The 26,794-nt window shown below is 63.3% G+C and carries 24 protein-coding genes; 16 read left to right on the top strand and 8 right to left on the bottom strand.

Annotation, left to right across the window (positions count from 1 at the left end; genetic code table 11):
* The first annotated feature begins 157 nt into the window (after positions 1–157).
* The 8 genes from rpe (at position 158) to AC3WLT_RS13680 (ending at position 7,449) form a co-directional block, all read left to right on the top strand.
* The gene (rpe, locus tag AC3WLT_RS13715; RefSeq protein ID WP_492592251.1) at positions 158–841 is read left to right on the top strand and encodes a ribulose-phosphate 3-epimerase; all 684 of its coding nucleotides are present in this window, start codon (positions 158–160) and stop codon (positions 839–841) included.
* Positions 842–843: 2 nt separating this feature from the next.
* On the top strand, positions 844–1,560 hold the full coding sequence (locus tag AC3WLT_RS13710; protein WP_492592250.1) for a phosphoglycolate phosphatase: 717 nt from the start codon (positions 844–846) through the stop codon (positions 1,558–1,560).
* 370 nt (positions 1,561–1,930) lie between these two features.
* A complete protein-coding gene (gene trpE, locus AC3WLT_RS13705) occupies positions 1,931–3,424 on the top strand; it encodes an anthranilate synthase component I (protein WP_492592249.1) in 1,494 nt (497 codons plus the stop codon).
* 13 nt (positions 3,425–3,437) lie between these two features.
* Complete coding sequence (locus AC3WLT_RS13700) at positions 3,438–4,025, top strand: aminodeoxychorismate/anthranilate synthase component II (protein ID WP_492592248.1); 588 nt, start codon at positions 3,438–3,440, stop codon at positions 4,023–4,025.
* A 17-nt stretch (positions 4,026–4,042) separates the two neighbouring features.
* Entirely contained in the window at positions 4,043–5,074 is a 1,032-nt protein-coding gene (gene trpD / locus AC3WLT_RS13695; protein WP_492592270.1) for an anthranilate phosphoribosyltransferase, read from the top strand.
* 19 nt (positions 5,075–5,093) lie between these two features.
* Complete coding sequence (gene trpC / locus AC3WLT_RS13690; protein WP_492592247.1) at positions 5,094–5,879, top strand: indole-3-glycerol phosphate synthase TrpC; 786 nt, start codon at positions 5,094–5,096, stop codon at positions 5,877–5,879.
* 30 nt (positions 5,880–5,909) lie between these two features.
* Entirely contained in the window at positions 5,910–6,536 is a 627-nt protein-coding gene (locus tag AC3WLT_RS13685) for a CYTH domain-containing protein (protein WP_492592246.1), read from the top strand.
* A gap of 76 nt (positions 6,537–6,612) precedes the next feature.
* Positions 6,613–7,449, top strand: coding sequence for a uracil-DNA glycosylase (locus tag AC3WLT_RS13680; RefSeq protein ID WP_492592245.1), 837 nt, complete (start codon positions 6,613–6,615; stop codon positions 7,447–7,449).
* Between the two features lie 121 nt (positions 7,450–7,570).
* Here AC3WLT_RS13680 and AC3WLT_RS13675 read toward each other — a convergent pair whose 3' ends face one another.
* The 4 genes from AC3WLT_RS13675 to AC3WLT_RS13660 form a co-directional block, all read right to left on the bottom strand.
* Positions 7,571–8,167, bottom strand: a complete 597-nt coding sequence (locus AC3WLT_RS13675) for an FMN-dependent NADH-azoreductase (protein WP_492592244.1) — start codon at positions 8,165–8,167, stop codon at positions 7,571–7,573.
* Between the two features lie 154 nt (positions 8,168–8,321).
* Positions 8,322–10,112: a M61 family metallopeptidase gene (locus AC3WLT_RS13670; RefSeq protein ID WP_492592243.1), complete on the bottom strand. Its 1,791-nt coding sequence runs from the start codon at positions 10,110–10,112 to the stop codon at positions 8,322–8,324.
* A 115-nt stretch (positions 10,113–10,227) separates the two neighbouring features.
* A complete protein-coding gene (locus AC3WLT_RS13665; protein ID WP_492592242.1) occupies positions 10,228–10,953 on the bottom strand; it encodes a DsbC family protein in 726 nt (241 codons plus the stop codon).
* Positions 10,954–11,078: 125 nt separating this feature from the next.
* Complete coding sequence (locus AC3WLT_RS13660) at positions 11,079–12,251, bottom strand: UbiH/UbiF family hydroxylase (RefSeq protein ID WP_492592241.1); 1,173 nt, start codon at positions 12,249–12,251, stop codon at positions 11,079–11,081.
* A 429-nt stretch (positions 12,252–12,680) separates the two neighbouring features.
* Here AC3WLT_RS13660 and ychF point away from each other — a divergent pair, with 429 nt between their 5' ends.
* Positions 12,681–13,775, top strand: a complete 1,095-nt coding sequence (gene ychF, locus AC3WLT_RS13655) for a redox-regulated ATPase YchF (protein WP_492592240.1) — start codon at positions 12,681–12,683, stop codon at positions 13,773–13,775.
* A 98-nt stretch (positions 13,776–13,873) separates the two neighbouring features.
* Here ychF and AC3WLT_RS13650 read toward each other — a convergent pair whose 3' ends face one another.
* A complete protein-coding gene (locus AC3WLT_RS13650; protein WP_492592269.1) occupies positions 13,874–14,800 on the bottom strand; it encodes a glycerophosphodiester phosphodiesterase family protein in 927 nt (308 codons plus the stop codon).
* Between the two features lie 478 nt (positions 14,801–15,278).
* Here AC3WLT_RS13650 and ugpB point away from each other — a divergent pair, with 478 nt between their 5' ends.
* From ugpB to ettA, 5 genes are all read left to right on the top strand, one after another.
* On the top strand, positions 15,279–16,604 hold the full coding sequence (ugpB, locus tag AC3WLT_RS13645) for a sn-glycerol-3-phosphate ABC transporter substrate-binding protein UgpB (protein WP_492592239.1): 1,326 nt from the start codon (positions 15,279–15,281) through the stop codon (positions 16,602–16,604).
* Between the two features lie 69 nt (positions 16,605–16,673).
* Complete coding sequence (ugpA, locus tag AC3WLT_RS13640) at positions 16,674–17,558, top strand: sn-glycerol-3-phosphate ABC transporter permease UgpA (protein WP_492592238.1); 885 nt, start codon at positions 16,674–16,676, stop codon at positions 17,556–17,558.
* Positions 17,555–18,400: a sn-glycerol-3-phosphate ABC transporter permease UgpE gene (gene ugpE / locus AC3WLT_RS13635; RefSeq protein WP_492592237.1), complete on the top strand. Its 846-nt coding sequence runs from the start codon at positions 17,555–17,557 to the stop codon at positions 18,398–18,400. The genes ugpA and ugpE overlap by 4 nt, the downstream gene beginning before the upstream one ends.
* 78 nt (positions 18,401–18,478) lie before the next feature.
* Entirely contained in the window at positions 18,479–19,567 is a 1,089-nt protein-coding gene (locus AC3WLT_RS13630; RefSeq protein ID WP_492592236.1) for a sn-glycerol-3-phosphate import ATP-binding protein UgpC, read from the top strand.
* Positions 19,568–19,758: 191 nt separating this feature from the next.
* Positions 19,759–21,426, top strand: a complete 1,668-nt coding sequence (gene ettA, locus AC3WLT_RS13625) for an energy-dependent translational throttle protein EttA (protein WP_492592235.1) — start codon at positions 19,759–19,761, stop codon at positions 21,424–21,426.
* Between the two features lie 232 nt (positions 21,427–21,658).
* Here ettA and AC3WLT_RS13620 read toward each other — a convergent pair whose 3' ends face one another.
* Genes AC3WLT_RS13620 through AC3WLT_RS13610 form a run of 3 tightly spaced genes read right to left on the bottom strand, consistent with a single transcriptional unit; the run spans position 21,659 to position 24,411 of the window.
* Entirely contained in the window at positions 21,659–22,282 is a 624-nt protein-coding gene (locus AC3WLT_RS13620) for an HAD family hydrolase (RefSeq protein ID WP_492592234.1), read from the bottom strand.
* A 40-nt stretch (positions 22,283–22,322) separates the two neighbouring features.
* Complete coding sequence (locus AC3WLT_RS13615; protein WP_492592233.1) at positions 22,323–24,137, bottom strand: aminopeptidase P family protein; 1,815 nt, start codon at positions 24,135–24,137, stop codon at positions 22,323–22,325.
* A gap of 19 nt (positions 24,138–24,156) precedes the next feature.
* Complete coding sequence (locus AC3WLT_RS13610) at positions 24,157–24,411, bottom strand: hypothetical protein (RefSeq protein ID WP_492592232.1); 255 nt, start codon at positions 24,409–24,411, stop codon at positions 24,157–24,159.
* Positions 24,412–24,613: 202 nt separating this feature from the next.
* On the opposite strand from AC3WLT_RS13610, the gene AC3WLT_RS13605 reads away from it, so the two are divergent.
* Together AC3WLT_RS13605 and hemA are read left to right on the top strand one after the other, a co-directional pair.
* Positions 24,614–25,348 carry a response regulator transcription factor gene (locus AC3WLT_RS13605; protein WP_492592231.1) on the top strand — a complete coding sequence of 245 codons (735 nt, stop codon included), beginning with the start codon at positions 24,614–24,616 and terminating at the stop codon, positions 25,346–25,348.
* A gap of 37 nt (positions 25,349–25,385) precedes the next feature.
* Positions 25,386–26,672, top strand: coding sequence for a glutamyl-tRNA reductase (gene hemA / locus AC3WLT_RS13600; protein WP_492592230.1), 1,287 nt, complete (start codon positions 25,386–25,388; stop codon positions 26,670–26,672).
* Positions 26,673–26,794: the final 122 nt, after the last annotated feature.

The following is a 26,794-nucleotide window of genomic DNA, read 5'->3' as shown; positions in this document are numbered from 1 at the left end:
ACGCCCGCAACCGGACAAATCCCTTCGGCCAATGGCGGTTAAGGCATTTTGTCGCTTTTAGCATGCAATCCGGAACCGGCATCGAACCGCCCGCTATCCGGTTCCCAGTCGCACAAACCGGTAAAATGGCGCTTTCCCGCTTGCATCCGCCCTTGCCATGACGCAATTCCGCATCGCTCCCAGCATCCTGTCCGCCGATTTCGCCCGCTTGGGCGAAGAAGTCCGCAACGTCGTCGCCGCCGGCGCCGACTGGATTCACTTCGACGTGATGGACAACCACTATGTGCCGAACCTGACGATCGGCCCGCTCGTCTGCGAAGCGATCCGCCCGCACGTGAACGTGCCGATCGACGTGCATCTGATGGTGCGTCCGGTCGACCGCATCGTGCCGGACTTCGCCAAGGCCGGCGCGAACCTGATCAGCTTTCACCCGGAAGGCTCGGACCATATCGACCGCACACTGTCGCTGATTCGCGACCACGGCTGCAAGGCCGGCCTCGTGTTCAATCCGGCCACGTCGCTGAATTATCTGGATCACGTGATGGACAAACTCGATCTCGTGCTGATCATGTCGGTGAATCCGGGCTTCGGCGGCCAGTCGTTCATTCCTGAAGCGCTCAACAAGCTGCGCGAGGCACGCAAGCGCATCGACGCGTACAAGGAAAAGACCGGCCGCGAGATTCATCTTGAGGTGGACGGCGGCGTTAAAGTCGACAACATTGCCGGGATCGCGGCGGCCGGCGCGGACACATTCGTGGCCGGCTCGGCGATCTTCGGCGCGCCGGATCACAAGGTTGTGATCGACGAGATGCGCGCCGCACTCGCCAACGTTCAGCACTAAATATGACGACTGCGTTCCCTGCCCCGACTTTCACCGGCCCGCGCCTGCAAGCCGCGATCATCGACCTCGACGGCACGATGATCGATACCGCCGACGACTTCACCGCCGGCCTGAACGGCATGCTCGCGCAACTCGACGCGACGGAAACCTCGCGTGAGGAAGTGGTTGGGTATGTCGGCAAGGGTTCGGAGCACCTGATCCGCAGCGTGCTGGCGCCGCGTTTCGAAGCCGACCATGCGCAAGACCGCTTCGACGAGGCGCTCGCCATCTACCAGGTGGAATACGCGAAGATCAACGGCTTGCACACGCGGCTTTATCCCGACGTCGAAGCCGGCCTGATCTCGATGCGCGATGCCGGCCTCAAGCTCGCCTGCGTGACCAACAAGCCGCACCGATTCGCGGTGGAACTGCTGCAGCAGTACGGGCTCAGCCAGTATTTCAGCGTCGTGGTCGGCGGCGACAGTCTGCCGAAAAAAAAGCCGGATCCGCTGCCAATGCTCACGGCGGCGGCCCAGCTCGGCGTCGCGCCGCAAGCCACCGTCGCCATCGGCGATTCGGAAAACGATGCGCTGGCGGGCCGCGCCGCGGGCATGGCGACGCTGACGGTGCCGTACGGCTACAACCACGGCCAAGCTATACAAACAATAAAATCCGATGGTATAGTTGCCTCGCTGCTCGACGCCGCCAAGGCAATCGCAGCGCACCATTCCACGACTTGAAAAGTCCTTCATCCTCATGTTTCTGAATAAAAAACGGAGTCTGATTAGCATCGACCGGGGAGCCTGGCCCTGGCGTCGCTGGTCGCGCTAACCTCGCCTGAGGTACGCTGAAGCTCGTCTTCGGCAACCGTTTTTTACTTCGCTGCGCTCACGCGTATTTTCCATCCCCTTGTATCGCTGCATCGGTTGATTCGGCCAACGTGTACCCATAAGGTATCGCTATGTGCTGGAACCCTTTGCACGCGTCGATGGGAAACTCGCGCCGGTCGGTATCATCGTGTCTACAAGACGAACCCTCGCCTGACCGGCCGCGCAACGCCCCGCTTTGTCCGACGCACGCTGCCGCCGGACCTATGAACAGGATCGGAACATGACCGAACTCGAATTCCAGTCCCTCGCCAATGAGGGCTTCAACCGCATTCCGCTGATCGCCGAAGCGCTCGCCGACCTCGAAACGCCGCTTTCGCTCTACCTGAAGCTCGCGCAAAGCGAACGCAACGGCGCCAACTCGTTCCTGTTGGAATCGGTGGTGGGCGGCGAACGCTTCGGCCGCTATTCGTTTATCGGCCTGCCGGCGCGCACCTTGCTGCGCACCCGCAACGGCGTGTCGGAAGTCGTGCGCGACGGCAAAGTCGTCGAAACGCATGAGGGCGATCCGCTCGAGTTCATCCAGCAATTCCAGAGCCGCTTCAAGGTCGCGCAACGCCCGGGGCTGCCGCGTTTCGCGGGCGGCCTCGCCGGTTACTTCGGCTACGACGCGGTGCGCTATATCGAGAAAAAGCTCGCGCACACCGCGCCGAAAGACGATCTGAACCTGCCCGACATCCAGTTGCTGCTGACCGAAGAAGTCGCGGTGATCGACAACCTGGCGGGCAAGCTCTATCTGGTGATCTACGCCGACCCGACGCAGCCCGAAGCCTACACGCGCGCCAAACAGCGTCTGCGTGAATTGCGCCAGCGTTTGCGCTCGACCGTGCAGCCGCCGGTTACGTCGGCGAGCGTGCGCACCGAGACTTACCGCGAGTTCGCAAAAGACGATTATCTGACCGCAGTGCGCAAGGCGAAGGAATACATCGCCGCCGGCGAACTGATGCAAGTGCAGGTCGGCCAGCGCCTGACCAAGCCGTACCGCGACAACCCGCTGTCGCTGTATCGCGCGCTGCGTTCGCTGAATCCGTCGCCGTATATGTATTACTACAACTTCGGCGACTTCCACGTGGTTGGCGCGTCGCCGGAAATTCTGGTGCGCCAGGAAAAGCGCGGCGAGGATCGCATCGTCACGATCCGGCCGCTCGCCGGCACGCGTCCGCGCGGCAATACGCCGGAACGCGATGCGGAACTCGCCACCGAACTGCTAAACGATCCGAAGGAAATCGCCGAGCACGTGATGCTGATCGACCTCGCGCGTAACGACGTGGGCCGCATCGCGCAGATCGGCTCGGTGATCGTCACCGACAAGATGGTGATCGAAAAGTACTCGCACGTGCAGCACATCGTGAGTTCGGTCGAAGGCAAGCTGAAACCCGGCACCACCAATTTCGACGTGCTGCGCGCCACCTTCCCGGCCGGCACGCTGTCCGGCGCGCCGAAGGTTCGCGCGATGGAACTGATCGACGAGCTGGAACCCGTGAAGCGCGGCCTGTACGGCGGAGCGGTCGGCTATCTGTCGTTCACCGGCGAAATGGATCTGGCGATCACGATCCGCACCGGCGTAATCGCGAACGGCAATCTGTATGTGCAGGCGGCAGCGGGTGTGGTCGCGGATTCGGTGCCGGAATCCGAATGGCAAGAGACCGAGAACAAGGCGCGCGCCGTGTTGCGCGCTGCCGAACAAGTTCAAGACGGCCTCGATAGCGACTTCTGACCGGAGACAGACCATGCTGCTCATGATCGACAATTACGACTCGTTCACCTACAACCTGGTGCAGTACTTCGGCGAACTCGGCGAAGACGTGCGCACCTTCCGGAACGACGAAATCACGCTGGACGAAATCGCCAAGCTCAATCCCGAGCGCATCTGCCTGTCGCCCGGTCCGAGCAATCCGCAACACGCCGGCATCACGCTCGACGTGCTGCGCGAATTCGCCGGCAAGACGCCGATTCTCGGCGTGTGCCTCGGCCACCAGGCGATCGGCGAGGCATTCGGCGGGCGCGTGGTGCGCGCCCAGACCATCATGCACGGCAAGGTGAGCACGATCGAAACCGACTGCAAAGGCGTATTCGCCGACCTGCCGAAGCATTTCGTCGTGACCCGCTACCACTCGCTCGCGATCGAACGCGAATCGCTGCCCGACTGTCTCGAAGTGTCCGCGTGGACCGTGGACGGCGAGATCATGGGCGTGCGTCATAAGGAGCTGGCTGTGGAAGGCGTGCAGTTCCATCCGGAATCGATCCTGTCCGAACACGGCCACGCGCTGCTCGAAAACTTCGTGAAGCAGTCGAAGCTGGCTCATCGCAACGCTTGATGAAGAGAGACGACATCATGACGATTACGCCCCAGGAAGCGTTGCAGCGCACGATCGAGCACCGCGAAATTTTCCACGACGAAATGCTGCATCTGATGCGGCTCATCATGCGCGGCGAACTCTCGCCCGTGATGGCGGCGGCGATCATCACCGGCTTGCGCGTCAAAAAAGAGACCATCGGCGAAATCACCGCCGCCGCCACGGTGATGCGTGAATTTGCCCGGCACGTGGACGTGCAGGACAACTCGAACTTCGTCGATATCGTCGGCACCGGCGGCGACGGCTCGCACACCTTCAACATTTCCACCGCGACGATGTTCGTCTCCGCGGCGGCTGGCGCGAAGGTCGCGAAGCACGGCAACCGCGGCGTGTCGAGCAAGTCGGGCAGCGCGGACGTGCTCGAAGCGCTCGGCGTGAATATCGATCTGCAGCCGGAACAGGTGGCGGCGTCGATTACGGAAACCGGCATGGGTTTCATGTTCGCGCCGAATCATCATCCGGCGATGAAAAACATCGCGCCGGTGCGCCGCGAACTCGGCGTGCGGACCATCTTCAACATTCTCGGGCCGCTGACCAACCCGGCCGGCGCGCCGAATCAGCTGATGGGCGTGTTCCACGCCGACCTCGTCGGCATTCAGGTGCGCGTGATGCAGCGCCTCGGCGCGAAGCACGTGCTGGTCGTGTACGGTATGGACGGCATGGATGAAGTCTCGCTTGGCGCGACGACGCAAGTCGGCGAGTTGCGCGACGGCGAAGTGCACGAGTACGAGATCCATCCGGAAGACTTCGGCATGCAGATGGTGTCGAACCGCACGCTGAAAGTAGCTGACGCCGCCGAATCCAAAGTGATGCTGCTCGAAGCGCTCGACAACAAGCCGGGCGTCGCGCGTGAAATCGTCACGCTGAACGCAGGCACCGCGCTGTATTCGGCGAATGTGGCCGCATCGATTGCGGACGGCATCCAGTTGGCGCGGGAAGCGATCGCGAGCGGCAAGGCCCGCGCGAAGGTCGACGAACTGATCCGCTTCACCCAGCAATTCAAGCAGTAACTTTCGTAGCGAGACACTCATGAGCGACATCCTGGACCGCATCATCGCGGTCAAACGCGACGAAGTTCGCGCGGCCGAACAGAGCGCGCCGCTCGAAGCACTGCGCCTCGAAGCGTCGTCGCGCGATATCCGCGATTTCGTCGGCGCATTGCGCGCGAAGCACGCGGCCGGTCTGGCTGCCGTGATCGCCGAGGTGAAAAAGGCGAGCCCGTCCAAAGGCGTGCTGCGCGAGCATTTCGTGCCGGCCGAGATCGCCCGTTCGTATGAACAACACGGCGCGGCCTGTCTCTCCGTTCTCACCGACGTGCAGTTCTTCCAGGGCAGCGTCGGGTATCTGAAGGAAGCGCGTGCGGCGTGCAGCTTGCCGGTGCTGCGCAAGGACTTCATCGTCGATCCGTATCAGATCGTCGAAGCCCGCGCGATGGGCGCCGACGCGATCCTGCTGATCGCCGCCGCGCTCGACACCTCGCATATGCAAGACCTCGAGGCGCTCGCGCATTCGCTGGGTCTCGCGGTGCTGGTGGAAGTGCACGACAACGACGAACTGATGCAAGCGCTCACGCTGAAGACGCCGCTGATCGGCATCAACAACCGCAATCTGCGCACGTTCGAAACGTCGATCGAGACGACCATCGGCATGCTCGAATCGATTCCGGACGACCGTATCGTCGTCACCGAATCGGGTCTCCTGTCGCGCGCCGACGTCGAACGGCTGCGGGCGATGGACGTGCATACGTTCCTCGTCGGCGAGGCGTTCATGCGCGCGGAAGAGCCGGGTGTGGAACTTGCGCGGATGTTTTTCTGAACATCCCGAACGCACGGAGCGAAGCAAGTCATGGGCATGGAACGTGAAATCAAGCTGGCGCTGCCGGTGAGCCAGGTCAAGGCGGCGACCCAGTGGTTCGTCGCGCGCACCGGCGACGAGGGCCGCCCGGTCAAGCTGGCGAATATTTACTTCGATACGCCGAAACTCGCGCTGGCGAGTGCGAAAAGCGCGCTGCGACTGCGGCACGCGCCGGACGGCTGGCTGCAAACCTTCAAGACGGTGGGCGAAGCGAAGGATGGTTTGCACAGCCGCCACGAGTGGGAAATGCCGGTGGCCGCCGAGAAACTGGAAATCGACGCGTTGCTGCATGCGTGCGACGATCCCGCCGCCGCCAAAGCCTTGCGTGAGGCGGCGCCGGAGTTGATCGAACTGTTCCGCACGAACTTCACCCGCACGCTATGGCATGTCGAGCTGGACGGCTCGGACGTCGAGGCCGCGATCGACCAGGGTGACGTGCTCGCCGAAGTGAACGGCGAACTTCGCCGCGCGCCGATTTCCGAGGTCGAGCTCGAGCTGAAATCCGGCGACGAAGCCGCGCTCAATGCGCTCGCGAGCGAACTCGGCAAACACGTAGCCGGCCTCGCGCCGGACAACATCAGCAAAGCACAGCGCGGCTATCAATTGCGAGCGGCCTGAGCAACGGTGAGCGCGCCGCCGCCGCGCGCCAACCGCATCTTGAGCAACACCGCGTTTGCTGCGACACTTCCCCGCCATGACCTCAGCTTCCCGCAACCGCTCCAATCCGTCGCAAGCCTCGTTGTTCGGCGACGCCGCCACGCCGGCTAGCACCACGACCACTCAGCCTCAGACGCCGCCGGGCACCGACGCCCCGCCGACGCTCGAAGCCCAATTCGCCGCCCTGCCGCCCGTGTGGCGCGCGCATCTCAAGCCGTTCATCGACAGCGAAGCCTACGCGCCGCTGTGCCGCTTCGTCGACGGTGAGCGGGCGGCCGGCAAAACCGTCTATCCCGCCGACGTATTTCGCGCACTGCGCCTGACCAGCCCCGACGATGTGAAAGTCGTGATCCTCGGCCAGGACCCCTATCACGGCGAAGACCGCGGCACGCCGCAAGCTCACGGGCTCGCGTTTTCAGTGCCGCCGGCCGTGCGTCCGCCGCCGTCGCTGCGCAACATCTTCAAGGAGATCGCCGCGAGTCTCGGCTACGAGCCGCCGCATCACGGCTGCCTCGACGCCTGGGCAAGACAAGGCGTGCTGCTGTTGAACACGGTGTTGACCGTCGAGCGCAATTCGGCCGCGAGCCACGCGAAACGCGGCTGGGAGAAGTGCACGGACACCTTGATTCACGAACTGGCGATGCGCCATGACGGCCTCGTGTTCATGCTGTGGGGCGCGCACGCGCAAGCCAAGCGTGTGCTGCTCGGCGGCAAGTCGCATTACGTGCTGGAGGCGCCGCATCCGTCGCCGCTGTCGGCGCATCGCGGCTTTCTCGGTTGCGGGCACTTTGCTTTGGCCAATGAGTATCTGGCGAAACATGGCCGCCAAACGATCGACTGGCGTTTGCCCGACGAGGCGAAAATGCTGGCCTAACGCAATAACGCCGCATTTGTCAGCGCATTGAAGCGGAAGCACAAACAAAAACGCCACGAAACTCCCGTTCCGTGGCGTTTTTTCTTTTCACCGCGCCGAAGCTGACGCGGCGAAGACAACCTTACGCAGCAGCGATTGCTTCGCGCGCAGCGGCCAGCGCCGCACCCGCTGCGTCCGGGCCCATGTTCAGGCCTTCGGCGTAGATGAAGTTCACGTCGGTCATGCCGAGGAAGCCGAGGAAGCTCTTCAGGTACGGGGTTTGGCTGTCGTTCGGGGTGCCCAGATACTTGCCGCCGCGCGCCGACACGACGTAGACCTTCTTGCCCTTCACGAGACCTTCCGGACCGTTCGCCGTGTACTGGAACGTGATGCCGGCGCGTGCGATGAAGTCGAAATACGTCTTCAGTTGCGACGAGATGCCGAAGTTGTACATCGGCGCGCCGATCACGACGATGTCGGCGGCTTGCAGTTCGGCAATCAACGCTTCGCTGCGGGCCGAGATCGCGGCTTGTTCCGGCGTGCGTTGGTCGGCCGGCGTGAAGAACGCGCCGAGGACGGCGTCGTCCAGATGCGGCAGCGGTTCAGCTTGCAGATTCCGAACGACGACTTGCGCGCCCGGATTCGATTGTTGCAGCCTGGCGGTCAGCTCGTTGACGAGCAACGTCGAGTTCGCGCCTTGCGAGCGGGCTGCCGAGTTGATTTGCAGGATCGTGGTCATGGTTGACTCCAGTAGGGGCGCGCAGTGTTGCGCGAGTGGAGCCATTGTGTTTTTTTACCGGCCCGGGAAAAAGCCATCCGACAGCGACGGATTGTTGCATGGATAGAACAATCCGCCGCCTTGAGCCGCCGATTTGCAACGGCGTTGATTACGATCAGCTTGCGAGCCAGCGGTCGCGTGCTTTGCGCGCGGTGGGCCGCTTATCGCTCACGGTGAGCTTGTAACGCGACACCTCAGGCCCGTCCAGCTTGACTTGCGTGGTGCGCAGCTCGTCGCGGCGGAAGGCGTGAACGTCGACTTTCGCGCCCGGCAGATAGCGCGATAACAGCGCGTCAAGATTCGAGCCGGTTACACGCAGACCGTCGATCGCGATCAGCACGTCGCCCGCCGATAGCCCGGCTTTTTGCGCTGCGCTGCCTTCGTGGACCGCCGTCAGCGTGCACTCCGCGCCGCCGCGCACGCGCGCGCCGAGCGAAGGCTTGCCGTTTTTCTCCAGATCCGGCGCAAGCGTGACGCCGAACGGCGCTAGCAGCGTGTCGAGCGGCAGATCGCGCGTACCGTACACGGCGTCGGCGAACAGTTCGCCGAGGTGCGCGCCGGTCGCTTCCGCGAAAAGCGCCTCGATTTCGCCTTCCTCGACGCCGACCGGCTTGCCGCGATAGAAGTCCCGCCCGAAGCGCTGCCACAGCAGACGCATCACGTCATCGAGCGATTTGCGGTTGTTGGTTTGCGCGCGAATCGTCAGATCGAACGCTAGCGCGACCAGCGAGCCCTTGGTGTAATAGCTGACGATCGCGTTCGGCGCGTTTTCGTCCTGCCGGTAATATTTGACCCAGGCGTCGAACGAGCTTTCCGCGACCGTCTGCTTCTGGCGGCCGCTGCCGCGCAGCACGCCGCCGATCACCTTGCCGACCATGCCGAGATAGTCTTCCTGCGAAATGACGCCGCTGCGCACCAGCATCAGGTCGTCGTAATAAGACGTGAAACCTTCGAACAGCCACAGTAGCGACGTGTAGTCCTCGCGGGTCAGGTCATACGGCGCGAACACCGCCGGCTTGATGCGCTTCACATTCCACGTGTGGAAGTATTCGTGGCTGCACAGGCCGAGGTAGGTCCGGTAGCCTTCCGTGAGCGCGTCGCGGCCTTCCACCGGCAGATCGCCGCGAGTGCAGATCAGCGCCGTCGACGCGCGATGCTCCAGGCCGCCGTAACCGTCGGCGACCGCTTGCGTCATGAACAGATAGCGCTCGACCGGCGCCTTCTTCGATTTCGGCTCGAACAACGCGATCTGCGCTTCGCAGATGCACTTCAGGTCGGCGGACAGCCGCGCCATGTCGAGCCCGACCACGCGCCCGGCGATCGCGATATCGTGCGGCACGCCATGCGCCTTGAAGGTCGCCAACGCGAATTCACCCAGCGTGACCGGATGATCGATCAGCTCGTCGTAGTTCTGCGCGCAATACTCGCCGAAGCCGTAGCGCTTCGTGCCGCGAGCTTGCGGCAACGCGGTCGCGACACGCCAGTCGCGATACGCGGCGCCCTCGGGCTTCTGAATATCGACCACGCACTGCGCTTCCTCATGACCGAGCGGCGACAGAAACACGCTGGTGCCGTTGAAAAAGCCGGTCGTATCGTCCAGATGCGCGGCACGCACCGACAGATCCCATGCATACACCTCGTAGCGCAGCGTCAGCGCGCCTTTGAGCGGCGCGGCCTGCCACGTGTGCTTGTCGGTCTTCTCGATGCGCACTTTGCGGCCCGCGTCGTTGAACGCACGCAGCGTGACGATGTTGCGCGCGAATTCGCGCACCATGTAGCTGCCCGGAATCCACACCGGCAGCATGAAACGCTGGCCGGCCGGATCGGGATCGGCGACGGTCACGGTGACTTCGAACAGATGGGCGGCGGGTTGCCTGGGAACGATGGTGTAGCGGATCGGCTTCATCGGCGGCGCTTAGTTGGTCTTAGGTGGTCGCAGGTGCTGTCAGGCGGGGATGTTCGGGGCTTGATGCGAAAGGAGGCGCATGCCGCGCCTCCTCTGTTCGACTCACGCGAGGTGCTCAGTGCACGGCGGACATTTCCTTGTCCAGCCGGTCCGCCGGCACGGCGCCGGGCAGACGGCGGCCGTCGGCGAGGAACACGGTGGGCGTGCCGTCGACGTTCATTGCGTGGCCGAGCGCCAGGTTCTTGTCGATCGCGGCGGTGTCGCAGGTGCCGGCGGCCGTCGGCGCCTGATGGTTCTGCATCCACGATTCCCACGCCTTCGCGCGGTCGGTCGAGCACCAGATCGACTTCGACTTGGCGGTCGAATCCGGCGACAGGACCGGATACAGGAAGGTGTAGACCGTCACGTTGTCGAGCGACTTGAGCGAGGTTTCGAGCTGCTTGCAGTACGGGCAGTTCGGATCGGAGAACACGGCGATCTTGCGCGCGCCGTTACCCTTCACGACCTTCACCGCGTTCGCGAACGGCAGGCTCGCGAAATCGATGCGGTTGGTTTCCGACAGACGCGCTTCCGTCAGATTCTTGCGCGTCTTCGCATCGACCATGTCGCCGAGCAGCAGGTAATCGCCGTTCGCATCGCTATAGACGATCTGCGTGCCGAGGTTCACTTCGTACAGGCCGGCAATCGGCGACTTGGTGATGCTCTTGATGTTCACGTCGGCCAGACGCGCTTGCAGCGTGGCTTTGAGCTTGTCGGTGGCTTGATCGGCCTGCGCGGAGCAGCCGATTGCTACGGCGGAGATCGCGAGCGCGACTGCCGCGATGCGGAACGATTTTTTCATGCTGAATTCCTGGGTTCTATCGCGTGAGGTGCGCGTTTTTGCGACGTGTCTGGTCTGACCAGAACGGCGTCCGTCCGTTCATCATACCTGTCTCACCGATCCGGGCATGCGGGCCGGCGCACGCTTTAGCCCAGCGCGGCCGACACCAGCCAGCGCTTGATCAACGGTTGCGCGCCGACGAAGGCCATGCCGGTATTGCGCAATGCCTTGGCGAATGGACCGGGAACGGAAAAGAGCTTTTGCAGACCGTCGGTGGCGATCATCAGCGCGCGAATGTCTTCGCGGCGGGCACGTTCGTAGCGGCGCAACAGCACCATGTCGCCGAGATCGCGGAACGCTTCCTTGCCGGCGACTGTTTCGGCGAGCGCCGCGACATCGCGCAAACCGAGGTTCATGCCCTGGCCCGCCAGCGGATGAATCAGATGCGCGGCATCGCCGACCAGCGCGACGCGCGGCGCCACCAACCGGTCGACGGTTTGCAGCGCGAGCGGGAAACCTTGCGCGGGCGTCACGCAGTCGAGCGCGCCGAACTGGCCGCCCGTCACGCGTTCGACTTCGGCGGCGAGTTGCGCCGGATCGAGCGCGACCAGTTGCTCGGCGTGCTCGGTGCGCGCCGACCAGACCAATGACACGTGGCCGTCCGGCATCGGCAGCAGCGCGATGATCTCGCCGTCCTTGAACCACTGCCAGGCGGTTTCGCTGTGCGGCTTCTCGGCCTTGAAGTTCGCGACCACACCGGTTTGCCTGTAATCGCGCCGGTTCATCTTCGAGCCGATCTGCGCGCGCACCCACGAATGCGCGCCGTCCGCGCCGACCACCAGATCGGCCTCGAGCACATTGCCGTTGGCCAGACCGACGCTCGCGCCGCCGGCATCGAGATCGAGCGCCTGAGCGCGCGAGTCGATCCAGGTGAGATTCGGCTGGAAACGCAGCGCGGCGTCCAGTGCGCGCTCGATCAGCGACGATTCGACGATCCACGCCAGTTGCGGCACGGACGCCTGAAATGCGGAGAAATGGAGTTCGGCGTGCGCGTCGCCGTAGACACGCATGTCGTAGACGGGACCCAGCCGCGACAGATCGAGCGCCTGCCAGACTCGCAACCGCTCCAGCAAAGCCTGCGAACTCGACGACAACGCGTAGACCCGCGAGTCGAATGTGGCTCCGGCGGGCAGCGGCGCGCAGGGTTGTGCGAGCAGCGCCACGCGCAGTCCGCTTTGCGTGAGCGCCAGCGCCGCGGTCTTGCCGACGAGCCCGCCGCCGATCACGGCGACATCCAAGGTCTGGTGGTGTGCGTTCATCCGCGCATTATAGCTGCGGGGGTTGCGGGGGACGGATCGGCGCGTGCGGCATTTCGGCCCGGAAACCGGTGCCTGCTCTAGTGTGCGCCCGATGCGAGCGCCGCATTGGCTTCGCGCAAACGCATGAACAGCGGGTTCTGGCGGCCCTGAACGGCTGACTTTACGGCGCCTTGCGAAAAAATATTTCCGACGCCCTGTCGACGGCCCCCCCCCCCCGCTTTCCCGCTCCGGCCCGCAGGAAGCCCACCCGAAAGAGTTACAATCGCGACTTCCGTGACAAAACTCGCACTAAATCGTTGAGCCAACGCCCCGATCTGGTGTCTTGTCTCGCTCCGCTGCGGCCCATCGCCACGCCATCACGAATGCTTTCGCATCCAGCGCACAGCGTCGAGCGCATCACGCAACTTACTGATTCACTGAAGGATTTCCATGAGCCTCAAATGCGGCATCGTCGGCCTGCCTAACGTCGGCAAGTCCACCCTGTTCAACGCGCTGACCAAGGCGGGCATCGCCGCCGAAAACTATCCGTTCTGCACGATCGAGCCGAACGTCGGCATCGTCGAAGTGCCGGACGCGCGGCTGCAGGCGCTCGCCGAGATCATCAAGCCGGAGCGCATTTTGCCGGCGGTGGTGGAATTCGTCGACATCGCCGGCCTCGTGGCCGGTGCGAGCAAGGGCGAGGGTCTGGGCAATCAGTTCCTCGCGAACATCCGCGAAACCGACGCGATCACCCATGTGGTGCGCTGCTTCGAAGACGAAAACGTGATTCACGTCGCGAACAAGATCGATCCGCTGTCGGATATCGAAGTGATCAACACCGAACTGGCGCTGGCCGACCTCGCCACCGTCGAGAAGGCGCTGACGCGCTATTCGAAGGCCGCCAAGTCGGGCAACGACAAGGAAGCGGGCAAGCTCGCCGCTGTGCTGGAAAAAGTCCGTGCGCAGCTCGATCAGGCGAAGCCGGTCCGTGCGCTCGATCTGTCGGATGAGGAAAAGGCGGTACTCAAGCCGTTCTGCCTGATCACCGCGAAGCCGACCATGTACGTGGCCAACGTGAAGGAAAACGGCTTCGAGAACAACCCGCATCTGGACGCGGTGGCGAAGTTCGCGGCAGCGGAAAACGCGCCGGTCGTCGCTGTGTGCGCGGCGATCGAAGCGGAAATCGCCGACCTCGACGAAGCCGACATGGAAGTGTTCCTCGAGGACATGGGCATGGAAGAACCGGGCCTGAACCGCGTGATCCGCGCGGGTTTCAAGCTGCTGGGCCTGCAAACGTATTTCACCGCCGGCGTGAAGGAAGTGCGCGCTTGGACCATCCATGTCGGCGATACCGCGCCGCAGGCGGCGGGCGCGATTCACACCGACTTCGAGCGCGGCTTCATTCGCGCGCAGACGATCGCCTTCAACGATTTCATCACCTACAAGGGTGAGCAAGGCGCAAAGGAAGCCGGCAAGATGCGCGCCGAAGGCAAGGAATACGTCGTGCACGACGGCGACGTGATGAACTTCCTGTTCAACGTCTGACGCCTCGTATCAGTATCAGGTGGCAATCAGCAAAACACTGAATGCCGCGGCATCATCTCCGCGAAAACAGAAAGCCCGCTCGATGCGGGCTTTCTGTTTTACTGCCGGCCGGCTACGTTGGACTTCGCGCACTGGAGCGGCATAGCGATTCCCTCCTTGATGAGCGCCATTTTCTGCGGTGAATCCGCCAGCACCGCATCGATCCCGAGACACGCCGCCGTCCGATAATCGTCCGCATTGTTCACCGCGATCGCGACGATCCGCACGTCAGGTTTCTGCCGGAAGCAGGCGACCGTCGCGGGTGTCCACAGCGTTGCCTGAACGTCGGAGCGGCCTTCGCCGAGCGTGAATTTTTCCACCGCCGTCATCGCCCGATGCATCTCGAACGCTGCCGACGTATGTTCGGCAGGCGCATCCACGCAGCCTTGATTGAGCAGCACCCGCACGAGCCGCCCCCGCGTTGCGTCGCGCGACTCGAACAGCTTTGCCTGCGGATAGACCGCGAAGCTCTGCTGGTAATCCGCTTCAGTCGAATAGATCGTCACGCGCGGCCACGCGTTCTCCTCGTCCAATACGCGCGCCACAGCCTTCGCCTGCGGCGCGGCGGGCAGCGCTTTCATATCGAGGATGATCGGCATGGCGGCCGGGATCGCATGCAACGCGTCGCGCAGCGTCGGAACGCCGACCGGATGATCGCGATAAGGATACGCATCGCCTCGGCGGAAACTCCAACCGGCGTTCACACGCGCCAGCTCCGCCGCAGTGAAGGCGGACACTGGCCCCTTTGCGTCGCTCAACGCCGACAGATCGGCCGGCCGGTACAGCACGGGCACGTCGTCCTTGCTCAACTGAACGGTGAGCCACATCGCGTCGGCATGATGCGCGACCGACTGGCGAATCGCTTCAAGCGTGTTCTCGGGCGCGTCGCCCGTACCGCCGCGATGCGCGACGATCTGCGGCAGCGAGGTCACCGGCGCTGCCCGATCGTCCGCCGTCAAAGGCGTCAGCGTACAACCCGCCAGCATGAGACCCGCTATCGAACCGCAAACCAAACCACGAACCGCCAATCGCATTGAACCTGACATCTGAAATCCTGATTAATGAGCAGCATGACGACAAATCCCGTTGGACCGGGCGAAGCACGGCACCCACGCCACCGTCCAATGCCTGGGCGCCGGCAACGGCGTCCCGCCCGCGACGTGGGCGCCTTGGCCTCGCTCAAGCCTGCACCGTCAAACGTCCAACTTTCCGTTTCCCAACAGCCGGTGTTAAATTGCGGCATCCGGCGCCCGGCAAAAAGCGGGACGCCGCTTGGCCAACGTCGCCAGACTGTCATCGAACACAACTAGAATCCCGCGATCCGCATCCGCGCCCCGTTCCGATCAGCAACCATGTTGCATGGGACCGGAGTAAGCGCTAAAGCGCTAACTCCGGTCGACAGCGTTGCATGGGACCGGAGTAAGCGCTAAAGCGCTAACTCCGGTCGACACAGGAGATAAATCGATGAGTTGCAAACCGCTGTTCCGTTCGCTGTCCGTAGCTGCCGTCTTGAGTTTCGGCGTTAGCCAGGCGGCCCACGCCGCGACTGAAATCCAGTTCTGGCACGCCATGGAAGCCGCCCTCGGCGAACGTCTGAACGACATCGCCAACGCGTTCAACGCGTCGCAGAGCGATTACAAAATCGTACCGGTGTTCAAAGGCGCCTACGACCAGACGCTCGCCGCCGGCATCGCCGCTTACCGCAGCGGCAACGCGCCCGCCATTTTGCAGGTCTATGAAGTCGGCACTGCGACAATGATGCAGGCGAAGAAAGCCGTGATCCCGGTCTCGGACGTGTTCAAGCAAGCGGGCGTGCCGCTCGACGAAAAGGCCTTCGTGCCGACCATTGCGAGTTATTACAGCGACTCCAAATCCGGCCAGCTGATCTCGATGCCGTTCAACAGCTCCACGCCGGTGCTGTACTACAACAAGGACGCGTTCAAGAAAGCCGGGCTCGATCCGAATCAGCCGCCCAAAACCTGGGCCGAAGTGGAGGCGGACGCGCAGAAACTGAAGGCCTCGGGCATGGCGTGCGGCTATTCCTCCGGCTGGCAAAGCTGGATTCAGCTCGAAAACTACAGCGCGTGGCACGGCGCGCCGTTCTCTTCGGAGAACAACGGTTTCGACGGCGCGGATGCGCAGCTCGAATTCAACAAGCCGCTGCAGGTCGCGCATATCCAGTTCCTGCAGAACATGCAGAAAGAAGGCACCTTCACCTACGTCGGCCGCAAGGACGAACCGGTGTCGAAGTTCTATAGCGGCGACTGCGGGATCATCACGAACTCGTCGGGTTCGCTCGCCACCATCAAGAAGTACGCGAAGTTCAACTTCGGCACCGGCATGATGCCGTACGACGCGAACGTGAAGGGTGCGCCGCAGAACGCGATCATCGGTGGCGCGAGCCTGTGGGTGCTGGCGGGTAAGGATCCGGCCGTCTACAAGGGCGTGGCGAAGTTCCTCTCCTATCTGTCGTCGGCGCCGGTTGCCGCGAAGTGGCATCAGGACACCGGTTATCTGCCGGTCACGACCGCCGCCTATCAACTGACCCAGCAGCAAGGCTTCTACGAGAAGAACCCGGGCAGCGACACCGCGATCAAGCAGATGCTCAACAAGCCGCCGCTGCCGTACACGAAGGGACTGCGCCTGGGCAACATGCCGCAGATCCGCACCATCATCGACGAAGAACTCGAACAGGTGTGGGCGCAGAAGAAGACGCCGAAAGAAGCGCTCGATTCGTCCGTGTCGCGTGGCGACGAGCTGCTGCGCCGCTTTGAGAAAGCCGGTAGTTAAGCATCTGGCGTGACGGATATCGGTGCGCTCGCACCGATATCCGCCTTTGCAGCCCTTTGGGAATTCTCGATGGAAAAGCGCTCAAGTTTCGGCACCAGCGTACTGCCCTACCTGCTGGTTGCGCCGCAACTCCTGATCACACTGCTGTTCTTTCTGTGGCCCGCCGGCGAGGCGCTCTGGCAATCCACGCAGACTCAGGACGCGTTCGGCACGTCGAGCGAGTTCGTCGGGCTGGCCAATTTCAAGCAGCTGTTCGCCGATCCGCTTTACCTCTCGTCGTTCAACACGACGCTGATTTTCTGTGCGTTGGTCACGGTGTCCGGCCTCGTGATCTCGCTGCTGCTGGCGGTCTGCGCCGATCGCGTGACGCGCGGCGCGAAGGCCTATCAGACGCTGCTGATCTGGCCGTATGCGGTCGCGCCCGCGATCGCCGCCGTGCTGTGGTCGTTCCTGTTCAACCCGAGCATCGGCCTCGTCACCTATAGGCTCGCGAAGTACGGCATCGTGTGGAATCACGCGTTGAACGCGAGCCAGGCGATGTTTCTGGTCGTGCTGGCTTCGGTGTGGAAACAGGTCAGCTATAACTTCCTGTTCTTCTATGCCGGTTTGCAGGCGATTCCGCGCTCGCTGATCGAAGCGGCGGCAATCGACGGCGCCGGTCCGGTGCGGCGCTTTTTCGGCATCGCGCTGCCTTTGCTCTCGCCGACCAGCTTCTTCCTGCTGATCATCAACATCACCTACGCCTTCTTCGACACCTTCCCGGTGATCGACGCCGCGACCGGCGGCGGCCCCGCGCAATCGACCCGCACGCTGATCTACAAGATCTTCGCCGAAGGTTTTCAGGGGCTCGACATCGGCAGTTCGGGTGCGCAATCGGTCGTGCTGATGGTGATCGTCGTCGCGCTGACGGTCGTGCAATTCCGCTTCATCGAACGCAGGGTTCAATACTCATGATCGAGAACCGCCGCGGTTTCGACCTGTTCTGCCACGCGGTGCTGATTCTCGGCGTCGCGCTGGTGGTGTTTCCCGTGTACGTCGCGTTTTGCGCGGCGACGATGAGCGAGCACGAAGTGTTCAGCGTGCCGCTGTCGCTGGTGCCGAGCACGCATCTGTTCGAGAACATCGCCACCGTCTGGACGCAAGGCAGCGGCAACGCGGCCGCGCCGTTCGGCCGCATGCTGTTCAACAGCCTCGTGATGGCGCTGGTGATCTCGATCGGCAAGATCGCCGTGTCGATGATCTCCGCGTACGCGATCGTGTTCTTCCGCTTTCCGTTTCGCAATCTGGCGTTCTGGCTGATCTTCGTCACGCTGATGCTGCCGGTCGAAGTGCGCATCTTTCCGACCGTGCAAGTCGTGTCGTCGATGCATCTGAGCAACACGTACAGCGGTTTGACCTTGCCGCTGATCGCGTCCGCGACCGCGACGTTTCTGTTCCGGCAGTTCTTCATGACGCTGCCCGACGAACTGATGGAAGCCGCGCGCATCGACGGCGCCGGCGCGATGCGCTTCTTCTGGGACGTGGTGCTGCCGCTGTCCAAAACGAACATGGCGGCGCTCTTCGTCATCACCTTCATCTACGGCTGGAATCAGTATCTGTGGCCAATCCTGATCACGAGCCAGCAATCGCTGACGACTGCCGTGGTCGGAATCAAGAGCATGATCGCGTCGGGCGACACCGCGACCGAATGGCATCTGGTGATGACCGCGACACTGCTCGCCATGTTGCCGCCGTTCGCCGTCGTGTTGACGATGCAGCGCTGGTTCGTGCGCGGGTTGGTGGATTCGGAAAAGTAGACGCCGCCGCAATGCGCGCTCCGGCATGGAATTAAAAACACCGCGCGATCCGCGGATGCAACGAAAGGCTAAAACGGCATGGCTGCACTGACTCTGCAAAGCGTTAAAAAAACCTACGACGGCAAACAGTTCGTGCTGCACGGCATCGATGTGGATGTCGCCGACGGCGAATTCGTCGTGATGGTCGGCCCGTCCGGTTGCGGCAAATCGACGTTGCTGCGGATGGTGGCCGGGCTCGAACGCATCTCCGACGGAACGATCTCGATCGCCGGCAAGGTGGTCAATCAACTGGAACCGAAGGATCGCAACATCGCGATGGTGTTTCAGAACTACGCGCTGTATCCGCATATGAGCGTGGCCGAGAACATGGGTTACGCGCTGAAGATCGCGGGCGTGGACCGTGCGCAGATTGCGAAGCGCGTGCAGGCCGCCGCGCAGATTCTTGAGCTTGAAACACTCTTGCAACGTAAGCCGCGTGAGTTGTCCGGCGGTCAAAGGCAACGCGTCGCGATGGGCCGCGCGATCGTGCGCGAACCGGCGGTGTTTCTGTTCGACGAACCGCTGTCGAATCTCGACGCCCGTTTGCGCGTGCAGATGCGCCTCGAAATCCAGCGCCTGCATGCACGGCTTGCCACCACGAGCCTCTACGTCACGCACGATCAGATCGAAGCGATGACATTGGCGCAGCGCGTGATCGTGATGAACAAAGGCCACGCCGAACAGATCGGCGCGCCGACCGAGGTCTACGAGCGGCCGGCGACGGTATTCGTCGCGAGCTTCATCGGCTCGCCGGGGATGAATCTGCTGGAAGGCCGCCTATCCGACGACGGTTCGACGTTCGAAGTAGCCGGCAATGGTCCGAAGCTGCCCTTGGCAGGCGTCGCCGCGATGGGCCGCGAAGTCGCAAAGGGACGCGAATGGACGCTGGGTATTCGCCCGGAGCACATGACACCGGGACAAGGCGGCGCCACGCAGGCCACGCTCGTCGTCGATTCCTGCGAGCTGCTCGGCGCGGACAATCTCGCGCACGGCCGTTGGGGCAAACACGACGTGACGGTGCGCTTGCCGCACGCGCACCGGCCCACGGCGGGGGAAGCACTGCAAGTGGCGCTGCCCGCGCAGCATCTGCACTTCTTCGATGCGTCGACGGGACGGCGCGCGAGCTGACGCCCCGGCCGCCTCACGCTCGCCCCGAAGTACAATGCCATCTGCACAAACCGCCCGCGTGCGCCGCATCGTCGAACCCGACGCCGCGCTGGCCGGAACCGGGCGCACCGTCCGGCCCTGACACCGATTACCCATCCACCCACGACCGCCGCCCTCACGCGGCTGGCGGCGTCAACGTCTATTGCAAGCAAATGGCCCAATACGTCTTCACCATGAACCGGGTCGGCAAAATCGTGCCGCCCAAGCGTCAAATCCTGAAAGACATCTCGCTGTCGTTTTTCCCCGGCGCGAAAATCGGTTTGCTCGGCCTGAACGGCTCGGGCAAGTCGACGCTGATCCGCATCATGGCCGGTGTGGACAAGGACATCGAAGGCGAAGCCACGCCGATGCCGAACCTGAACATCGGCTATCTGCCGCAGGAGCCGCAACTCGATCCGAACAAGACGGTGCGTGAAGCGGTCGAAGAAGGTCTCGGCGACGTCTTCAACGCGCAAAAGAAGCTCGACGAAATCTACGCTGCCTACGCGGAGCCGGACGCCGACTTCGACGCGCTCGCGGCCGAACAGGCGAAGTATGAAGCGATCCTCGCCACCAGCGAGGGCGGCAACGCGGAACAGCAGATCGAAATCGCCGCCGACGCGCTGCGTCTGCCGGCATGGGACGCGAAGATCGAGCATCTGTCGGGCGGCGAAAAGCGCCGTGTCGCGCTGTGCAAGCTGCTGCTCGAAAAGCCGGACATGCTGCTGCTCGACGAGCCGACCAACCACCTGGACGCGGAATCGGTCGACTGGCTCGAACAGTTCCTGACGCGCTTTCCGGGCACCGTCGTCGCCGTCACTCATGATCGCTACTTCCTCGATAACGCGGCCGAGTGGATTCTCGAACTCGACCGCGGCTACGGCATTCCGTGGAAGGGCAATTACAGCAGCTGGCTCGACCAGAAAGAAGAGCGGCTGAAGCAGGAAGAGTCGTCGGAATCGGCGCGCCAGAAGGCGATCAAGAAGGAACTGGAGTGGGTGCGCCAGAACCCGAAGGGCCGTCAGGCGAAGTCGAAGGCGCGTATCGCGCGCTTCGAGGAACTGAACAGCCAGGACTACCAGAAGCGCAACGAAACCCAGGAAATCTTCATTCCGGTCGGCGACCGTCTCGGCAATGAAGTGATCGAATTCAAGAACGTCAGCAAGTCGTATGGCGACCGTTTGCTGCTCGACAACGTCAGCTTCAAGATTCCGGCGGGCGCGATCGTCGGCATCATCGGGCCGAACGGTGCGGGTAAGTCGACGCTGTTCCGCATGCTGACCGGCCGCGAACAGCCGGATTCGGGCGAGATCGTGCAAGGACCGACGGTCAAGCTCGCGTACGTGGACCAAAGCCGCGACGCTTTGGACGGTTCGAAGACCGTGTTCGAAGAGATCTCCGGCGGTGCCGACGTGCTGACGGTCGGCAAGTACGAAACGCCGTCGCGTGCGTATATCGGCCGCTTCAACTTCAAGGGCGGCGATCAGCAGAAGGTCGTCGGCAATCTGTCGGGTGGCGAGCGCGGCCGGCTGCATCTGGCCAAGACGCTGATCGCGGGCGGCAACGTGCTGCTGCTGGATGAACCGTCGAACGACCTCGACGTCGAAACGCTGCGCGCGCTCGAAGACGCGTTGCTGGAATTCGCCGGCTCCGTGCTGGTGATCTCGCACGATCGCTGGTTCCTCGACCGGATCGCGACGCACATCATCGCGTTCGAAGGCGATTCGCAAGTCACGCTCTTCGACGGCAATTACCAGGAATACGAAGCGGACAAGCGTGCGCGTCTGGGCGAAGAAGGCGCGCGTCCGAAGCGCCTGCGTTACAAGCCGATCACACGGTAAATCCCGGAAGCGACGGCCTGCTCGCCGGCTAATGAGTGGGCCGCGGCTGCAAACCCCGCTTTGCAGACCATTTCACGGGGTGTTTGCAAACCTCCGCAGTTCATCGGCTCGCGTTATTTCCAGACGCCGCACGGCCAGGCGGCGACCGGTGCTTGCCGAGATGGGAATTTGCGCGATCCGAAGTTCTCGGTGCAAGAAAGTCAGCTGACGCGTCTCGCCGCCGGTTTAAACCTTAAACCGGCAGACCCAGCTCGCGCAGTTTCGCTTCGGTTTGCACGGCGCTGGTGTGATGCACGCCGTACCAGCCGAGTGCCGTTGCGGCCTCGGCGTTTTTCAGATTGTCGTCGATGAAAATCAGTTCGGCTGGCTGGATGCCCGGCAATTGCAGCTCGATGCGCCGACGCATTTCCGCGAAGATCGCCGGATCGGGCTTCACCAGCTTCACCCGCCCCGACACGACGATGTCGCGAAACCGCTGCAGCACCGGGTAATGCTCCCACGCATATGGAAAGGTTTCCGCCGACCAGTTCGTCAGCCCGAACAAAGGCACGCCGGCGGCTTCGAGTTTTTCCATCGTCGCCACGCCCTCTTCCAGCACGCCCGCCAGCATCTCGTGCCAACGCTCGTAGAATGCGCGGATCAGCGGCTCGTGATCGGGAAACTTCGCGATCAGTTCGTCTGTCGCCTCGACGATCGGCTGGCCGCCGTCCTGACGGACCACCCAGTCCATCGAACAGACGTGGGTCAGAAACCAGCGGCGCTCAGTTTCGTCCGGAATCAAATGGCGATACAGATACTCGGGGCTCCAGTCGATCAGCACGCCGCCGAAATCGAACACCACTGCCTTGATGGCCATGCACTCTCCGTCTGTACGTCAGTGAATAGCGCCGCTGCGGTCAGACCGGTTGCGTGCGCAGTTCCAGCCACGCCTTCGCGTCGCCCGACACATGCGGCGACAGGCGCGTGCGCACCGTCTCGTGATAAGCGTTCAGCCACGCGCGTTCGTCGTCGCGCAGCAGCGACAGATCGAGGCAACGCGTGTCGATCGGGCACAGCGTCAGCGTCTCGAACCTGAGGAAATCGCCGAACCCGGTTTTCTCAGCGGGTACGTTCAGCACCAGGTTTTCGATCCGCACCCCCCACTTGCCCGGCCGGTAAATGCCCGGCTCGACCGAGGTGATCATGCCCTCCTCCATCGCGGTCCACGGTTCGGCCGGCGCGTAGTGCGAGATCACCTGCGGGCCTTCGTGCACGTTCAGGAAGTAGCCCACGCCGTGACCCGTGCCGTGACCGTAATCGGCGCCGGCTTCCCAGATCGGCGCGCGGGCGATCGCATCGAGCATCGGCGAACGGATGCCGCGCGGGAATTGCGCGCGCGACAGCGCCATCGTGCCTTTCAGCACGATCGTGAAATCGCGCCGTTGCTCATCGCTGACGGTGCCGACCGGCACGACGCGGGTGATATCGGTCGTGCCGCTCAGATATTGCGCACCGGAATCGATCAGCAGAAGGCCATTGCCTTCGATGACCGAATGCGATTCTTCGGTGGCGCGATAGTGCGGCATCGCACCGTTCGCGTTGAAGCCGGCGATGGTCGCAAAGCTCAGCGACACAAAGCCGGGACGGCGCGCACGCGCAGCCGTCAGGCGTTCGTCGATGGTCAGTTCAGTGACCGTTTCACGGCCGAGCGCGCTTTCGAACCAAGCGAAAAACTCCGCGAGCGCCGCGCCGTCCTGCTCCATCGTTTCGCGCACATGTTCCGCTTCGGCTTCGGTCTTGCGCGATTTGAAGAACGTGGACGGATTGACTGCCTCGACGACCTTTACCGCCGACGGCACCGATTGCAGCGAGCCATAAGTGATCCGGAGCGGGTCGATCAGCAGCGTGCTGCCGGCGGGCAGCGCAGCGAGCGCATCCGCCGCCTGCGCATACGGCTCGACGCTGATGCCGTCACGCGCGAGAGCGTCGGCCAGCGCTTGCGGCACCTTGCCGTCGGCGACGAAGAGCGACGCCTGCTCCAGACCGATCAGCGCATGCGCGACGAACACCGGGTTGTAGCTGACGTCGGCGCCACGCAGATTCAGCAGCCACGCGAGGTCGTCGAGCGTGGAGATGAAGTGCCATTGCGCGCCCTTCTCCGCCATTGCGCGGCGAATCTGCGCGAGCTTATCCGAACGGGCGAGGCCCGCGTGCGGCGCCGCGTGCTCGAACACGGCGGCGGCCGGCAGCGACGGACGCTGCGGCCAGATCGCGTCGAACAGATCGACGTCGGTGCGCAGCTTCACGCCGCTCGCGGTGAGCGCCTGGGTCAAGGCGCGCGCCGCCGCCACGCCGAGCACCGCGCCGTCGACGCCGACCGTGCCGCCCGTCGCAACGTTCTGCGCAAGCCAGTCGAAATGCGGCGCGGTCTGCTGGCCGCCGGTCATCTTCATCAACTGCACGCCGGTGCCGACGAGTTGCGCGTTGGCCTGTTCCCAATAGCGGCTGTCGGTCCAGACGCCCGCGAAATCGGCGGTCACGATCAACGTACCGGCCGAGCCGGTGAAACCCGACAACCACTGCCGGCCCTGCCAGCGGCCAGGCAGATATTCGGACAGATGCGGATCCGCGGACGGCACGAGGTAGGCGGCCGCGCCTTCGCGCGCCATTGCGTGGCGCAATGTGGCGAGCCGTTCGGGAATGGAAGAGGTTTCGGGGAGTCGGGCATTCATCGGAGTCACCTGCAAATATTCATCGACGGGAAAGCAAGCCGACCGTCACGGCAACGGCGATCAACGCAATGGCGGTGCACACCGGCCATTCGAGCGTATCACCATCGTGAAAGAGACCAACCACGTTGCCGGCCATCCGGGCGACAGCCGCGCCCAGCACGCCCGCCAGCAACGCCAGCCACCATTGCGCGCGGCTCGAGCGGCGCAGCGGATGCAGCCACCAGCCCGCGAGGCCGATCACCGCGCCGAGCACTACGATTCCAGGCCATCCCATCAGCGATCGGCCTCACGCGTTTTCAGAATCGTCTCATGGCCGCACGGCACCTGGGCAGTTAGCATTTTTGTCTCTTTCACTATATAGGTCTGCACGGCGCTTTCCGCATAGCGGTCGAGTTTAGGGGGCGGGGTGATGTTAGGCAAGCTGTAAGCCTTACGAAGAAGCCTAGCGCCGGTGCGTGGCCTGCTGACAAGGCGTCATGCGAATCGCCCTTATCGAGCCGGACTTGCGTCACGCTGAACTGGTTGGCCGGCTGATCTTTGCCGGCGGCCATGCCTGCCAGCACTTCGCCGCCAGCGCGCCGTTCCTGAGCTGCGCCGCCGACGAATTCTTCGATCTTCTCCTCACCGAAAGCTGGGCCGGCGATCGCTCCGCCGAAGACGTGATTCCACGCGCCCGTTCCATTCTGCCGAGCCTGCCGGTGATCGTCCTGATCTCGGAGCCGCGCGAAAGCCAGATCGTCGCCGCGCTGCACGCCGGCGCGGACGACTGCCTGACCAAGCCGGTTCGCGGACCGGAAATGCTGGCGCGAGTCGACGCGCTGCTGCGCCGTGCAGGCCTGCGGCGCCCGCAGAACCGGCGGCGCAATGTCATCGGCGGCTATACGTTCGACGCCGCACAGTTCTCCGTCACGTTCCGTGGCCAGACTGTGACACTGACGCCAAAGGAATATCGCTTTGCGCTGCTGCTGTTTGCCAATCTGTCGCGGCCGGTATCGCGCGCGCATATTCTCGAAACCGTGTGGACGCGTCGCCGTGACGAAAAGTCGCGTACCGTTGACACTCATGCCTCGCGCGTGCGGACCAAATTGCAACTGCGCCTCGAGCACGGCTATTGCCTGACGCCGCTCTACGGCTACGGCTACCAGCTCGACGCAGTCCCGCCGGAAGACGTTGTGGAGGCCGGTGAGGCGAGCAGAATGAAAGAATCGTGAAAACGCTATAATATTGGGCTAAACCATAGCTCCCCATATGCAGCTTCTAACGATCGGAATCAATCACCACACTGCGCCTGTCGCCTTGCGCGAACGCGTGGCGTTTCCGCTCGAACAGATCAAGCCTGCATTGGACACCTTCAAGAGCGCCTGGCTCGGCCGCACCGCCCGTACGGCGCCAGAGGCGGCGATCCTGTCCACCTGCAACCGCACCGAACTCTACTGCGCGACCGACGACCAGGCCGCGCGCGAAGCCGCGATCCAGTGGTTCTCGAAGTACCACAACCTGCCGGTCAACGAACTCGCGCCGCACGTGTATGCGCTGCCGCAGTCGGAAGCCGTGCGCCACGCGTTCCGCGTTGCGTCGGGGCTGGATTCGATGGTGCTGGGCGAGACGCAAATCGTCGGACAAATGAAGGATGCGGTGCGCACCGCATCCGAAGCGGGCGCGCTCGGCACGTATCTGAACCAGTTGTTCCAGCGCACCTTCGCCGTCGCGAAGGAAGTGCGCAGCACGACCGAAATCGGCGCGCAGTCGGTTTCCATGGCGGCGGCCGCCGTGCGGCTCGCCCAGCGTATTTTCGACAAGGTTTCGAACCAGCGCGTGCTGTTCATCGGCGCGGGCGAAATGATCGAGCTGTGCGCAACCCACTTCGCCGCCCAGCAGCCGCGCGAACTGGTGGTCGCGAACCGCACCGCCGAGCGCGGCACGCGCCTCGCCGAACGCTTCAACGGGCGCGCCATTCCGCTGTCGGAACTGCCCACGCGGATGCACGAGTTCGACATCATCGTGTCGTGCACCGCTTCGACCTTGCCGATCATCGGTCTGGGCGCCATGGAACGGGCGGTGAAAGCACGCCGTCACCGGCCGATTTTCATGGTCGATCTGGCTGTGCCGCGCGACATCGAACCTGAAGTCGGCCAGCTCGAAGACGTGTTCCTCTACACCGTCGACGACCTCGGCGCGATCGTCCGCGAAGGCAATGCTTCGCGGCAAGCCGCGGTCGCGCAAGCCGAAGCGATCATCGAAACGCGCGTGCAGAATTTCATGCAATGGCTCGACGCGCGCAGCATCGTGCCAGTGATCCGTCATATGCACACGCAGGCCGACGTGCTGCGCCGCGCCGAAGTCGAACGCGCGCAGAAAATGCTCGCGCGCGGCGACGATCCGGCCGCGGTGCTCGAGGCGCTGTCGCAATCGCTCACCAACAAGCTGATCCACGGGCCGACGCACGCGTTGAATCGCGCGAGCAGCGAAAACCGTGACACGCTCATCGAACTGATGAGCGGCTTCTACAAACACTCCGGCTCTTCGGAGCGTTAGCGGCGCAGCCACTGCCGCGCCGTCCGCGCCACGCGAAGTGGCCCGCGACGTGCTTCTGTTCAGGGCATCTGCCCACTTCCCTAGTCGTCGTCCTTTCCGGAGCCCGCTCCGAAACCCGTCCG

This window comes from Paraburkholderia sp. FW306-2-2C-D06C (genome assembly GCF_058781505.1).
The sequence above is the reverse complement of the archived record's forward strand: the minus strand, read 5'-3'. Positions and strand labels throughout refer to the sequence as shown.

Bases quoted from the DNA above. Each gene is read 5' to 3' on its own strand.
- rpe (WP_492592251.1), top strand. From the start codon at position 158: ATGACGCAATTCCGCATCGCTCCCAGCATCCTGTCCGCCGATTTCGCC.
- AC3WLT_RS13710 (WP_492592250.1), top strand. From the start codon at position 844: ATGACGACTGCGTTCCCTGCCCCGACTTTCACCGGCCCGCGCCTGCAA.
- trpE (WP_492592249.1), top strand. From the start codon at position 1,931: ATGACCGAACTCGAATTCCAGTCCCTCGCCAATGAGGGCTTCAACCGC.
- AC3WLT_RS13700 (WP_492592248.1), top strand. From the start codon at position 3,438: ATGCTGCTCATGATCGACAATTACGACTCGTTCACCTACAACCTGGTG.
- trpD (WP_492592270.1), top strand. From the start codon at position 4,043: ATGACGATTACGCCCCAGGAAGCGTTGCAGCGCACGATCGAGCACCGC.
- trpC (WP_492592247.1), top strand. From the start codon at position 5,094: ATGAGCGACATCCTGGACCGCATCATCGCGGTCAAACGCGACGAAGTT.
- AC3WLT_RS13685 (WP_492592246.1), top strand. From the start codon at position 5,910: ATGGGCATGGAACGTGAAATCAAGCTGGCGCTGCCGGTGAGCCAGGTC.
- AC3WLT_RS13680 (WP_492592245.1), top strand. From the start codon at position 6,613: ATGACCTCAGCTTCCCGCAACCGCTCCAATCCGTCGCAAGCCTCGTTG.
- AC3WLT_RS13675 (WP_492592244.1), bottom strand. From the start codon at position 8,167: ATGACCACGATCCTGCAAATCAACTCGGCAGCCCGCTCGCAAGGCGCG.
- AC3WLT_RS13670 (WP_492592243.1), bottom strand. From the start codon at position 10,112: ATGAAGCCGATCCGCTACACCATCGTTCCCAGGCAACCCGCCGCCCAT.
- AC3WLT_RS13665 (WP_492592242.1), bottom strand. From the start codon at position 10,953: ATGAAAAAATCGTTCCGCATCGCGGCAGTCGCGCTCGCGATCTCCGCC.
- AC3WLT_RS13660 (WP_492592241.1), bottom strand. From the start codon at position 12,251: ATGAACGCACACCACCAGACCTTGGATGTCGCCGTGATCGGCGGCGGG.
- ychF (WP_492592240.1), top strand. From the start codon at position 12,681: ATGAGCCTCAAATGCGGCATCGTCGGCCTGCCTAACGTCGGCAAGTCC.
- AC3WLT_RS13650 (WP_492592269.1), bottom strand. From the start codon at position 14,800: ATGCTGGCGGGTTGTACGCTGACGCCTTTGACGGCGGACGATCGGGCA.
- ugpB (WP_492592239.1), top strand. From the start codon at position 15,279: ATGAGTTGCAAACCGCTGTTCCGTTCGCTGTCCGTAGCTGCCGTCTTG.
- ugpA (WP_492592238.1), top strand. From the start codon at position 16,674: ATGGAAAAGCGCTCAAGTTTCGGCACCAGCGTACTGCCCTACCTGCTG.
- ugpE (WP_492592237.1), top strand. From the start codon at position 17,555: ATGATCGAGAACCGCCGCGGTTTCGACCTGTTCTGCCACGCGGTGCTG.
- AC3WLT_RS13630 (WP_492592236.1), top strand. From the start codon at position 18,479: ATGGCTGCACTGACTCTGCAAAGCGTTAAAAAAACCTACGACGGCAAA.
- ettA (WP_492592235.1), top strand. From the start codon at position 19,759: ATGGCCCAATACGTCTTCACCATGAACCGGGTCGGCAAAATCGTGCCG.
- AC3WLT_RS13620 (WP_492592234.1), bottom strand. From the start codon at position 22,282: ATGGCCATCAAGGCAGTGGTGTTCGATTTCGGCGGCGTGCTGATCGAC.
- AC3WLT_RS13615 (WP_492592233.1), bottom strand. From the start codon at position 24,137: ATGAATGCCCGACTCCCCGAAACCTCTTCCATTCCCGAACGGCTCGCC.
- AC3WLT_RS13610 (WP_492592232.1), bottom strand. From the start codon at position 24,411: ATGGGATGGCCTGGAATCGTAGTGCTCGGCGCGGTGATCGGCCTCGCG.
- AC3WLT_RS13605 (WP_492592231.1), top strand. From the start codon at position 24,614: ATGCGAATCGCCCTTATCGAGCCGGACTTGCGTCACGCTGAACTGGTT.
- hemA (WP_492592230.1), top strand. From the start codon at position 25,386: ATGCAGCTTCTAACGATCGGAATCAATCACCACACTGCGCCTGTCGCC.